This window comes from Parafrankia sp. BMG5.11, assembly GCF_004337455.1.
In genome coordinates this window covers 181436-193692 of the sequence record NZ_SJXI01000036.1, presented here as the reverse complement: position 1 = coordinate 193692, position 12257 = coordinate 181436, and the positions used below count along the sequence as shown (strand labels likewise).

7 protein-coding genes are annotated in these 12257 nt (G+C 72.2%); 2 read left to right on the top strand and 5 right to left on the bottom strand.

Annotated elements, in window-relative coordinates:
• Positions 1–31: 31 nt before the first annotated feature.
• On the bottom strand, positions 32–1294 hold the full coding sequence (gene serS / locus E0504_RS24675) for a serine--tRNA ligase (RefSeq protein ID WP_020462606.1): 1263 nt from the start codon (positions 1292–1294) through the stop codon (positions 32–34).
• A 373-nt stretch (positions 1295–1667) separates the two neighbouring features.
• On the opposite strand from serS, the gene E0504_RS24670 reads away from it, so the two are divergent.
• On the top strand, positions 1668–2528 hold the full coding sequence (locus E0504_RS24670; protein ID WP_071061730.1) for a peptidylprolyl isomerase: 861 nt from the start codon (positions 1668–1670) through the stop codon (positions 2526–2528).
• Positions 2529–2678: 150 nt separating this feature from the next.
• Here E0504_RS24670 and E0504_RS24665 read toward each other — a convergent pair whose 3' ends face one another.
• Positions 2679–4487: a DEAD/DEAH box helicase gene (locus E0504_RS24665; RefSeq protein WP_235015021.1), complete on the bottom strand. Its 1809-nt coding sequence runs from the start codon at positions 4485–4487 to the stop codon at positions 2679–2681.
• A 200-nt stretch (positions 4488–4687) separates the two neighbouring features.
• Between E0504_RS24665 and E0504_RS24660 the strand changes: the two genes are divergently transcribed.
• The gene (locus tag E0504_RS24660) at positions 4688–6154 is read left to right on the top strand and encodes a helix-turn-helix transcriptional regulator (RefSeq protein WP_071061728.1); all 1467 of its coding nucleotides are present in this window, start codon (positions 4688–4690) and stop codon (positions 6152–6154) included.
• Positions 6155–6258: 104 nt separating this feature from the next.
• Here E0504_RS24660 and cutA read toward each other — a convergent pair whose 3' ends face one another.
• The 3 genes from cutA to E0504_RS24645 form a co-directional block, all read right to left on the bottom strand.
• Positions 6259–6588, bottom strand: a complete 330-nt coding sequence (gene cutA / locus E0504_RS24655; RefSeq protein WP_020462610.1) for a divalent-cation tolerance protein CutA — start codon at positions 6586–6588, stop codon at positions 6259–6261.
• Between the two features lie 194 nt (positions 6589–6782).
• A complete protein-coding gene (locus E0504_RS24650) occupies positions 6783–9533 on the bottom strand; it encodes a RelA/SpoT family protein (RefSeq protein ID WP_131625935.1) in 2751 nt (916 codons plus the stop codon).
• A 17-nt stretch (positions 9534–9550) separates the two neighbouring features.
• Positions 9551–12142, bottom strand: coding sequence for a bifunctional (p)ppGpp synthetase/guanosine-3',5'-bis(diphosphate) 3'-pyrophosphohydrolase (locus tag E0504_RS24645; RefSeq protein WP_112109195.1), 2592 nt, complete (start codon positions 12140–12142; stop codon positions 9551–9553).
• Between the last annotated feature and the right edge of the window lie 115 nt (positions 12143–12257).

The following is a 12257-nucleotide window of genomic DNA, read 5'->3' as shown; positions in this document are numbered from 1 at the left end:
CCCCACATCACGGCTCAGAGCGGGTCGCGGCTCAGAGCAGGTCGCGGCCGCCGAGGTAGGGGCGCAGCACCTCGGGCACCCTGACCTGGTGGTCGGCGGTCTGGAAGTTCTCCAGGATCGCGGCCAGCAGGCGGGGCGTGGCCACCGCGGTGTTGTTGAGGGTGTGCGCGAAACGTACGTTGCCGTCCGCGTCGCGGTAGCGCAGGTTCGCCCGGCGGGCCTGCCAGTCGTGCAGCGTCGAGCAGCTGTGGGTCTCCCGGAACAGGTCGAGGGTGGGGAACCACGTGTTGATGTCGTTCATCCGGAACTTGCCCAGGCCCATGTCCCCGGTCGAGCACTCGACGACCTCGTAGTGCAGGCCCAGGTCGGCCAGGATGTGCTCGGCCGTAGCCAGCAGCTCCGCGTGCCAGCGGGCTGACTCCGCCGGGTCGTTCACGCACAGGACGAACTGCTCGACCTTCTCGAACTGGTGTACCCGCAGTAGCCCGCGGACGTCCCGGCTGGCGCTGCCGATCTCGCGCCGGAAGCACGGCGAGATGCCGGCGTAGCGGATCGGCAGGCGCCTGGCGTCGAGGATCTCCCCGGCGTGCAGGCCGACCAGGGCCACCTCCGCCGTCCCGGCGAGGAACGCGTCGTCGGCGGGGATCTCGTAGATCTCCTCGCGGGCCTTCGGGAGCATGCCCGTGCCGACGAGCGGGCCCTCCTTGACCAGCGCGGGGACCGACACCGGGGTGAAGTCCCGCTCGCGCAGCAGGTCGAGGGCGTAGGAGTGGACCGCCCGCTCGAGCATGACCATGTCGCCGACCAGGGCGTACGCCCGCTCACCGGCGACCCTGCGGGCCCGGGCGAACTCGGCCCAGCCGCGCTTCTCGGCGAGCTCGGTGTGGTCGATCGGGGTGAAGTCGAACTCCGGGCGGGTGCCCACGGTGCGGACCACCACGTTCGCGGACTCGTCCGGGCCGACCGGGGCGCCCTCCCAGGGGATGCCCGGGGTGAGCAGCATCAGCTCGGACATCCGCGTGCTCGTCCGGGTGAGCTGCTCGCGCAGGTCACGGAGCTGCCGGTCGAACTCGGCGTGCTCGGCACGCAGCTCGGCGCGGCGCGCCTCGTCAGCCTTGGCGAACTGCTTGGCGAAGGACTTGCGCCGGGCCTGGGCCTCGTCGACCTCGAACTGCAGCTTGCGGTTCTCCTGGTCGAGCTGGAGCAGTTCGTCGACGTCGAGGTCGACGCCCTTGAGGCGGACAGCCTCCTTCACGGCGTCGGGATTTTCCCGGATGAAGCGCTTGTCGAGCATGAATTCGTGTCAGCCTTCGTATCGGTTCCCTGTGCGCAGACGCTATCAGTCGCCTCCCCGGACCCCCTGCCGTAAGGGCCCGCCGGCGCCCGGCTCGGCACACCGGTTTCCACGGCATTCCCCCCGCGTACCCTGTGTGACGGCGGTGCGCCCGGTCACGCCCTCGGGTTCCGTGTCGCACCGACGCCCCGGACGGACTACGCGCGGCTCACAGGTCGCGCACAGGTCCGGATGCGCACACTCGTGGCGGACCGGTGCCGGCACGCTGACGAGGATTGCCGGCCGGGGCCGATCACCTGATGGACGGATGACCTGGTGACGACCTGATGACCATCCGGTAGTCACGCTGACGAGGAGCGGGAGGCCGGCGAGGGTGTCGAGCACGAAGGAACGGCGGCAGCGCGAGATAGCCGCCGCGCGGGCGGCGCGCCAGGCGCAGCGCCGCCGCCAGGCGTACCAGCGACGGCAACGCCGCCTGACGATCGTCGCGGCGGTGGCCGTGGTGGCCATCGTCGGCTCGGTGATCGCCGCGGTCCTGCTCAGCGGCGGCGGGGACAACGACAATCTCAGCGCGACCGATCCCGCGGCCAACCCGTCGGCGTCGGCGGCACCGGCGGTGCCGGCCGGGCAGACGAGCAAGGTCGGTGACTGCGTCTACACCTCGAGCGGCGAGTCGCCGTCCCGCCCGGTGGGGCTCCCGACGGCCGCCGCCACGGTGAACAAGGCCCCCGCCACCATGGTCATCACCACCGACCAGGGCACGATGACGGCCGCGCTCGACGCGGACAAGGCTCCCTGCACGGTGAACGCGCTGCGCACGCTCGCCGAGGCGGGCTTCTACAACGACACCGCCTGCCACCGGCAGACGGGTGGCGCCGACGCCGGCATCAACGTGCTGCAGTGCGGGGATCCGACCGGCAGTGGGATGGGCGGCCCGGGCTTCGGCTACGCCAACGAGAACACCGAGGGCGTGAACTACAACCGGGGTGTCCTGGCCATGGCGCACAGCAGCCAGCCGGACAGCAACGGCAGCCAGTTCTTCATCAACTACGCCGACCCGAGCCAGCAGGGCGCCGCGGCGCTCGCCGGCGGCTACACCGTCTTCGGCCACATCACCGAGGGCCTCGACGTCCTGGACAAGCTGACGTCCCCGGGTGTCGAGGGCGGCGGGTCGGACGGCGCGCCGGCCAGCAAGCCGCAGATCAAGTCGATCGAGATCACCCAGGGGCCCTGACCTCGATCCGCCCCATCGCCCCGCCGCCCCGCCCCGGACTGACCGCCCGGGACGGGGCGGCGGAACAACCTGGACGGACGAGGACCGGCGCGCTGGACGAGGCCGACGGAGGGTCGCCGGGCTGGGTCTGACCGGGGTCGGCGGGGCGGCTCAGCCGGCCCAGCGGCGCATCGTGTCGATCCGGGCCTGAAGCTGGGCCGTGCTGGCCTGGGCGCTCGGCGGGCCGCCGCAGGAGCGGCGCAGCTCGGCGTGGATCATCCCGTGCGGCTTTCCGGTGCGATGGTAGTGCGCGGCGACAAGCTTGTTCAGCTCGCGCCGCAGGTCGCCGATCTGCTCGTGGACGGGCCGGTCGGCCGGGTCGGTGCCCGCCTCCCCCTGCCGCGCGGCCGGCACCACGGGTTCGCCGGCCGCGGGCCGCGCCTTCGCCGCGGCGGCCTGCTGCGCCGCCTGGCGCTGGCGCAGCAGGGTCGCGACCTGGTCGGGCTCGAGCAGGCCCGGCAGACCCAGGAAGTCCTCCTCCTCGAGGGAGCCGGAGGCGGCCGGCGTGCCGAACTCGCCGCCGTCGAAGATCACCCGGTCGAGCTGGGCGGAGGAGCCGAGCGCGGTGAACAGGGTGTCGGGCTTTTCGGGGGTGTCGCGGCGGCGGTTGGCCTCGCGCAGCGCGTCGTCGTCGAACGCGTCCGGCTCACGCTGCGGTTTGTCGAGCGCGTGGTCGCGCTGGACCTCCATCTCGCCGGCGAGTGCCAGCAGCGACGGGACGCTGGGCAGGAACACCGACGCCGTCTCCGAGCGTCCGCGGCCACGGACGAACCGGCCGACGGCCTGGGCGAAGTACAGCGGCGTCGAGGCCGAGGTGGCGTACACGCCGACCGCCAGGCGGGGGACGTCCACGCCCTCACTGACCATGCGGACGGCGACCATCCACCGGTCCGTCGACTCACGGAACGTGGCGATCTTCGTGCTGGCGGTCGGGTCGTCGGAGAGGACGATCACGGGAGACACGCCGGTGATCCGCCGCAGCAGGCCGGCGTAGGCGCGGGCGTTGGTGTGGTCGGTCGCGATGACCAGGCCTCCGGCATCCGGCATCCCGCCCCGGCGCACCTGGGAGAGCCGGGTGTCGGCGGCGGCCAGGACCGCGGGCATCCAGTCTCCGCGGGGGTCGAGGGCCGTGCGCCACGCTGCCGCGGTCTGCTCGCTGTTCAGCGGCTCGCCGAGCCGGGCGCTGAGCTCCGCGCCGGCGCTGGTGCGCCAGGACATCTCACCCGAGTAGGCGAGGAAGAGCACGGGACGGACCACACCGTCACGCAGCGCCTCGGCGTAGCCGTAGGAGGAGTCCGCGACGCTGCGCGTCACGCCCTCGGCGTCGGGCAGGTAGGTCACGAACGGGATCGGGTTGACGTCGGACCGGAACGGGGTTCCGGTGAGCGCGAGCCGGCGGGCGGCCGGCTCGAACGCCTCCCGGACCGCCTCGCCCCAGGACAGGGCGTCGCCCGCGTGGTGGATCTCGTCGAGGATCACCAGCGTGCGGCGCGCGGCCGTGCGCATGCGGTGCAGGGCGGGGTGCGCGGCGACCTGGGCGTAGGTGACCGCGACCCCGGTGTAGTCCGACGCGGTGGCGCCGGCCGAGTTGCGGAAGGTCGGGTCCAGGTCGATCCCGACCGCGGAGGCGGCGTTGGCCCACTGCCGCTTGAGGTGCTCGGTCGGGGCGACCACGGTCACCGAACGCACCTCGCCCGCGGCCAACAGGTCGGCGGCGATCTCCAGCGCGAACGTCGTCTTGCCGGCGCCCGGGGTCGCGACGGCCAGGAAGTCGCGGCCGCCGGACGCGCTGCGCGACCGGTAGGTCTCCAGGGCTGCGCGTTGCCATGCCCGCAGGGGCCGGGCCTCGCCGCGCGCGCGGGGGCCTCGCCCGCTGGGGCCTTGCCCGCTGGAGCTCTGAGGCAGGGGTCCGACTCTCACGACATCAGACTCTATGGTGGTGCGCCGGCCGGACGACGACGCCGCGCACCGCGGCGCCACCCGGCCACTCCCTGTGGGCAGCTCAACCGGTGCCATGATTTGTCGCTTTCTTGTCACCGAAGGACCACACAGGGGGTATCACCGTCTTTGCTAACTCAGGGTTAAGCTCCTGAAGTCAACCGCTTGACTCGGAGGTCCCGATGCAGCGCTCGACAGGACCGTCGGCTGGTCGCGCCACGCCGAGGACTGCGCAGGCGAACGACCACAGGCCGGCATCGGCCGGGATCACCCGCACTCCGAACGTGCGGTTGCGTACCTGCCGGGAGGAACGCGGTTGGTCGCAGGAACGACTGGCCAGTGAGATCCGGCGTTTTTCCGTCATACACGAGGGCCGCGAGGCCGGCGTGACGGGAAATATGATCTGCAAATGGGAGAAGGGCGATAAAAAGCCCAGCCTTCGTTACCAGCGGCTCCTGCGGGCCCTGTTCGAGCGGTCGTCGGCGGAGCTCGGCTTCGTGGACGACGACCCCAACACGGGGCTTCCGGCGCACGCGTCCGGCGCGGACAAGGCCTCCCGGGAGATCGTGCCGGCCGGCACGCTGCTCCTGCAGGCCGCCGAGGCCGACGCCGGCCTGCACAACGCTCTCCCGGTGGAGCGGCGCGGGTTTCTGCGGCTGTTCGCGGCGGCCGGCGGTGTCGCGGTCGTCCCGCTGGGCATGGGTGGCGACGACGCGCCCTGGGAGCGGCTGTCCGCCGCGCTGCGCCGACGCACCACGGTCACCCCCGAGCTCGCGGACGAGCTGAGCCGCTGCACCGCGGGCCTGTACGGCCTCGAGGAGCGGGTTCCGGCCCGGGCCCTGTTCCCCCGGGTCACCGGGCATCTGGGGACGCTCACGCAGCTCCTGGAGTCCAGCGGCCGCTCGCCGGTCCGCCGGGACCTCGCCTCCACGGCCGGCGAGACCGCCGCCCTGGCCGGTTGGCTCGCCTTCGACATGAACGACGTCCCCTCGGCCCTGGCCTACTACCGGGTCGCCATCGAGGCTGCGCGGGAGGCCGACGACAGCGCGCTGTGGGCCTGCGTGCTGGGCTACGAGAGCTATCACAGCGCGGGCATCGGCCGTCACGACCAGGCCTGCGCACTGCTGGCCGAGGCGCAGCGCCGCGCCGCGACGGGCAGCACCGTCATGACGAAGGCCTGGCTGGCCGGGCGGGAGGCCGAGGAGCAGGCGGCCCGCGGTGAGGGGCGGGCCGCGCTGGCCGCCCTCGACCGCGCCCAGGACGCGTTCGACCGCGCCGACGACGGCGACCGGGTCTGGACACAGTTCTTCGACCGCGGCCGTCTGGACGGCATCAAGGTCACGACCTACACCCGGCTGCGGCGCCCGGCCGCGGCCCACGCGGCGGCGACCGAGGCACTGCGCGCCACCACCCCGCACAGCGGCACCAAGAAGCGGTCCCTGCTGCTCGGTGACATCGCCGAGGTCCACATCCAGCGCCGGGAGATCGAGGCCGCCACCCAGTACGCGACCGAGTCGCTCGCCATCGTCGCGGCGACCGACTTCTCCCTCGGGCTGACCAGGGTCCGCCGCGTCCGGGAGCATCTGCGGCCCTGGCAGCAGACGCAGGCCGTCCGCGACCTCGACGAGCAGCTCCGCGCGCTCACCTGAGCGCCCCCGCGGCCGGCGCCCACCGGAGGCCGGCTGCCGGGCACATCCCGGCAACCGGGCGGCCCGGATGTCGGGATGTCGGGATGTCTCAGCGCCGGGATGTCTCAGTTGTGGACCGTCGGTTCGGTCTCCGCCGAGATCCAGTCGAGATAGTCCGTATGCCCATGCACGATCGGAGTCGCAATGATCTCCGGCGTCTCGTAGGGATGCGCGGCGGAGAGCTCCGTGATCAGCTCGGTCACCCGGTCGGTAGTTGTTTTGGCGAGACACAGCCATTCCTCGGACTGTTCGATCTCGCCGTTCCAGCGATAAGTGCTCCGAATCGGCCCGACCACCTGGAAACAGGCGGCGAGGCGCCGCTCGACGAGAGCCCTGCCGATACGATCCGCGGCGTCCGGTGAGTCGATGCTCGTGATGACCTGAAGGTATCCCACGCGTACTCCCACCCATCACCGATGGCTACACGGGATACTCTACATCGTATCTCCCGCGCCACCGTCGATTTTCCGCGACGGCGGCGACAGGCACATTCGACGCGATCTCCACCGCTGCCCGGAATGCGGGGAAACGCGACTTCCGGGGTCATAGCGACACGGAGAGCATAAATCTCCCGGGTGGCCACGCGGCGTCATACCGTTGTTTGACATGCCCGGTAACAGTCGTACACGCCGCCTACCCCGCGCACGGCCGCCAGCACGCGGTCGAGCTGGTCCGGGCCGGTGACCTCGATGGTGAAGCGAGCGCGCGCCACCCTGTCCTCGGATGTCGACGTGGACGCCGCCCGCACCGAGGCGGAGGTGTCCGAGAGGACCTCGGTGATATCCGCCAGCAATCCGTAGCGGTCGAACGCCTCCACGGCGATTTCTGCGGGGAAGGTCTGACTCTCCGGAGCGGTCCACCCCTTGACGGTCACCTGCTCGCGCGAGGACGCCGAAGCGGCGACGTTCGCGCATTCCTGCCGGTGAAGAGAGACCGAGCTGCTGTGCGTGGTGAAGCCGACGACCGTGTCGCCCGGGAGCGGAAGACAACATCGCGCGAGCCGCACCGGCACATCCGCGCCGTCGATCTCGGCGAAGCCCGCCCAGTTCTGTGTTCCCCGGCGCGCGGAACCGTCACCCCCCGCGGACGAGGCGGATTCCCAGCCCTGGGAACTCCCCGTGCCGGGCCCGTCCGGGCCACCCGGGCGATCACCACGCTGTGCCGCGGTGGAACGCCGCGTACGCCGCGCGCCCCGGGACAGCGCGCTGTCCTCCCCTGAGCCCCTGGAGCCACCGGAACGGGCATCTCGGCCCTGACCACCAGACCCTCCCGGGCCGGCGGCGGCGCCCAAAGAGGCACTGTCGCCCGAAGTGGCGCTGTCACCCGATCTCACGGATTCCTGCGGACCGGCCGTGCCATTCAATGCGGCCGCGCCGTTCAGCCCGGCGGAACCGTTCAATCCGGCGGGTTCGCCCGAGATAATCGAACCGCCCAGGGAAGCCGCGCCGCCGGTACGTGGAGAACCGGCGCGCATTGTCGAACCACCGGAATGGGCGCGCGACGAGCCCGCGGCCCCGTCGGCGCCGCCCCGGGGACCATTCGGGTCGACCGTGTCCGCCACCCGGGCGGGCTGCGCGGACGGGCGCAGCCGGGTGACCCGCCCGCCGCCCCCCGCGCCCGCTCCCCGGGCTGTCCACGGCGCGCCCGCGGCGCGGGCGTCGGAGGCCGCACGCTCGGTCACCACCAGCGACCGGTCCGCGGCCGCCTGGGTGGCCCGGGCCTGCGCGTCGCGTCGCTGCCGGGCCAGCCGCTTGCGGATCCGGACCCGGGCGCGGGACGTCCGCACGAACTCGAGCCAGTCCTCGCTCGGGCCGGCGCCGGGCAGGTTCGAGGTGAGGATCTCGACGACGTCGCCGTTGCGCAGCCGGGTGTGCAGCGGCACGAGCCGGCCGTTCACCCGGGCTCCGATGGCCCGGTGGCCGACGTCGGTGTGGACCGCGTAGGCCACGTCGACCGGCGACGAGCGCGCCGGCAGGGCGATCATCTTGCCCTTGGGGGTGAAGGTGAGCACCTCGTCGGAGTTCAGGTCGGACGACAGCGACTCCAGGAACTCCCCCGGGTCGACGGTGTCGACCTGCCAGTCGAGCAGGCTGTGCAGCCAGGAGAGCCCTTCGAGGCGGGCGCCGTCCGCGCCGGGGCCGACGGGCTTCGCGACGATCCCGGTCTCGGCCAGGCGGTGCATGGACGGGGTCCGGATCTGGATGTCGATCGTGCGCCCGGTCTCGTCCATCACGCTGGTGTGCAGGCTCTGGTACATGTTGAACTTGGGGGTCGCCACGAAGTCGCGCAGCCGCCCGGGCACCGGTCGCCAGATCCCGTGGATGACACCCAGCGAGGCGTAGCAGTCCGTGATGTCGTCGACGAGCACGAGCACCCGGACGATGTCGTTGTAGTCGCGCGGTTGGCGGCCGCGTTCCTGGCCGCGCTTGTAGATCGAGAAGATGTGGCTGGTCCGGATGGACACCGCGCCGTCCACCCGGGCCTCGGCGAGGCCGGCGCGCATCCGCGTGACCATCGCGGCGAGCACACCGCTCGCCCGCTCGGCGGTGGTGAAGTCGTCGACGACGGTGGAGATCCGGCGGTGCTCCTCGGGGTCGAGCACCGCGAACGCGCGGTCCTCGAGCTCCCGTTTGATCACGCTCACCCCGAGGCGGTGCGCCAACGGAGCGAGGACCTCGAGCGTGACCCGGGAGATCTTCTGCTGCTTGGCCGGTGACATGAAGCCGAGGGTCCGCATGTTGTGCAGCCGGTCGGCGATCTTGATGACCAGGACGCGGTAGTCGCGGGCGAGCGCGACGATCAGCTTGCGCAGCGTCTCGGCCTCGGCGGCCTCACCGAAACGCATCTTGTCGAGCTTGGTGACACCGTCGACGAGGTTGGCGACCTCCCCGCCGAACTCTGCGGCGACCGACTCGAGGGTGTAGCCGGTGTCCTCGACCGTGTCGTGCAGCAGCGCGGCGATCAGGGTCGTCGTGTCGACACCGAGCTCGGCGAGCACCTCGGCGACGGCCAGCGGATGGCTGATGTACGGGTCGCCGCTGCGCCGGGTCTGGCCGGCGTGCAGGCCGTCCGCCACCGAGTAGGCGCGGATCACCGCGCTGATGTCGGCCCTGGGATGGAAGTCCCGGTGCGCCTCGACGAGATCGCGCAGCTCGGGGGGCACCTGCGGGGTGCGCGGCGCGGCCATCCGGCGGGCCAGGTGCGCCAGGCGCATGCTGGCCTGGCGGGCCGCGGCGATCGTCCGGGAGTCCGCGTCACCGTCCGCCCTGGACAGTGCGGGCAGTGCGGGCGAGAAGCCGCCGCCCGCCGGCAGACCCGCTCCCGCGGCCTCAGCATTCACGGCGTGCCCCCTCGCAGTCAGCTCTGTGCGTCCGAGGTGACTCGGAAACAGTCGTACACACCGTCGGTGGATCTGACGGCGTCGAGGATGTGACCGAGATGCTTGGCGTCGCCCATCTCGAAGGTGAACCGGCTGACCGCCACCTGCTCGCGCGTCGTGGTGACCGACGCGGAGAGGATGTTGACGTGGTGGTCGGACAGCACCCTGGTCACATCGGAGAGCAGCCGGGTCCGGTCCAGCGCCTCCACCTGGATCACCACCAGGAAGACCGAGCCCGATGACGGCGCCCACTCCACCTCGACCGTCCGGTCGTGCGGGCCGCCCCGCAGGCCGGCGAGGTTGACGCAGTCGGCACGGTGCACCGACACGCCCTTGCCCCGGGTGACGAAGCCGGCGATGGCGTCGCCGGGCATCGGCGTGCAACAGCGGGCCAGCTTGGCCCACACGTCCGGGGAACCGGTGACGAGCACGCCGGCGTCACCGGTGGCCCGGCGCAGGGCCCGGATCGGCAGCTCGATCTCGGCCGCGTCCTCCTCGGCGCCCTCGGGACCGCCGAGCCCCTGTAGCAGCCGGTTCACCACCGCCTGCGCGCTGATGTTCTTCTCTCCGACCGCCGCGTACAGCGCCGCGACGTCGGCGTAGCGCATGTCCTTCGCCAGGGTCAGCAGCGCGTCGCCGGTCATCAGGCGGGCCAGCGGGAGGCCGTGGCGGCGCATCGCCCGGCCGATCGCGTCCCGGCCGGCGACGATCGCGTCCTCGCGGCGCTCCCGGGCGTGCCACTGGCGGATCTTCGTCCGGGCGCGGGACGAGTGGACGAAGGTCAGCCAGTCCTCGCTCGGGCCGGCCGAGTGGGCCCGCGAGGTGAAGACCTCGACCGTGTCGCCGTTCTCCAGCGCGGTGTCGAGCGCCGCGAGCCGGCCGTTGACCCGGGCGCCGACGCACTGGTGGCCGATGTCGGTGTGTACGGCGTAGGCGAAGTCGATCGGCGTCGACCCGACCGGCAGCGGGATGACGTCGCCCTTCGGCGTGAAGACGAAGACCTCGTCGTCGGCCATGTCGAAGCGCAGGCTGTCGAGGAACTCCCCCGGGTCGGCCGTCTCGCGCTGCCAGTCCAGGATCTGGCGCAGCCAGTTGCGCAGGTTCGGGTCGGTGCCCCCGGCGCCGCTGTTCGCGGCGGCCCGCCGCGACGCCGACGAGCCCGACGAGCGGGAGCCGCCGGACCGGGAGCCCGCGCCGGAGCCGTCCTCCTTGTACTTCCAGTGCGCCGCGATGCCGTACTCGGCCCGGTTGTGCATCGAGTGCGTGCGGATCTGCAGCTCGACCGGCTTGCCCTCGGGCCCGATGACCGTCGTGTGCAGCGACTGGTACATGTTGTACTTGGGCATCGCGATGTAGTCCTTGAACCGGCCCGGGATCGGCTTCCAGTTCGCGTGGACGGTGCCCAGCGCCGCGTAGCAGTCCCGCACCGAGTCGACCAGGACCCGGATGCCGACGAGGTCGTAGATGTCCTCGAAGGACCGGCCGCGGACGACCATCTTCTGGTAGATCGAGTAGTAGTGCTTCGGCCGGCCGGTCACCACGGCCTTGATCCTCGCCTCGGCCAGCTGCGTCTGCACCTGCGTGGACGTCTCGGTGAGGTAGACGTCGCGGCTGGGTGCCCGGTCGGCCACAAGGCGGACGATCTCGTCGTAGCGCTTCGGGAACAGCGCCGCGAAGGCCAGGTCCTCCAGCTCCCACTTGAGGGAGTTCATCCCGAGGCGGTGGGCCAGCGGCGCGTAGATCTCCAGCGTCTCGCGCGCCTTGCGTTCCTGCTTGTGCTCGGGCAGGAAGCGCAGCGTCCGCATGTTGTGCAGGCGGTCAGCGAGCTTGACCACCAGGGCCCGCGGGTCGCGCGCCATGGCGACGACCATCCGGCGGATGGTCTCGGTCTGCGCGGCCTCGCCGACCTTGACCCGGTTGAGCTTGCTGACGGCGTCGACGATCTGCAGCACCTGCGGGCCGAACTCGGCCTCGATCGTCTCCGGCGGGAGGTCGGTCTCCTCCAGGGTGTCGTGCAGCAGCGCGGCGCACAGCGTCGGGATGTCCATGCCGAGATCGGCCAGGATGCTGGCGACCGCGATCGGATGGGTGATGTACGGGTGCCCGGAGAAACGGACCTGCCCGGCGTGGGCCGCGTCGGCCACCTCGAACGCCCGCTGCACCGGCCCGATGTCCATCCGCGGGTGGTTCGCGACCAGCCCCCGCAGCACCGGATCCAGCGACGAGGGCGGCGTGGCGCGGTGCGCCCCCAGCCGGGAGAAGCGGCGGACCCGGCGAGGCAGCGGAGGCGACTCGTGGCCCAGCCGCGGCACCACCGGCGAGCCGCTCTCGGCGTCCTCTCCGGTGGCGTCCGGGACGGGCGAGGACCCCGACCCGCCCTCGGCGCCGTCGCGGCCGCCGTGCGCGGCGGACGGCCCGGTGCGCGGGAGCTGGCCGCCCGCGAGCGGCGTGCGGTCGGCGGTGGACGGCGTGCGGTCGGTCGCGGACAGGGCAGCCTGGACCGGCCGCGTATCCCCGGCGGATGACGCGGCCGTCGGCACGGATCCGGTGGTCACCGGCGCCTCAGGCACAGGCCGCTCCTGCTTAGCACTTCAGCCGTGGCACGGATGTGCGAAGGGCTCCTGACGTCGAGGTTAACGCTGCGGGGGCGCCGGGCCTTCCGCAACCCCGCCCGGCCAGGGGCGC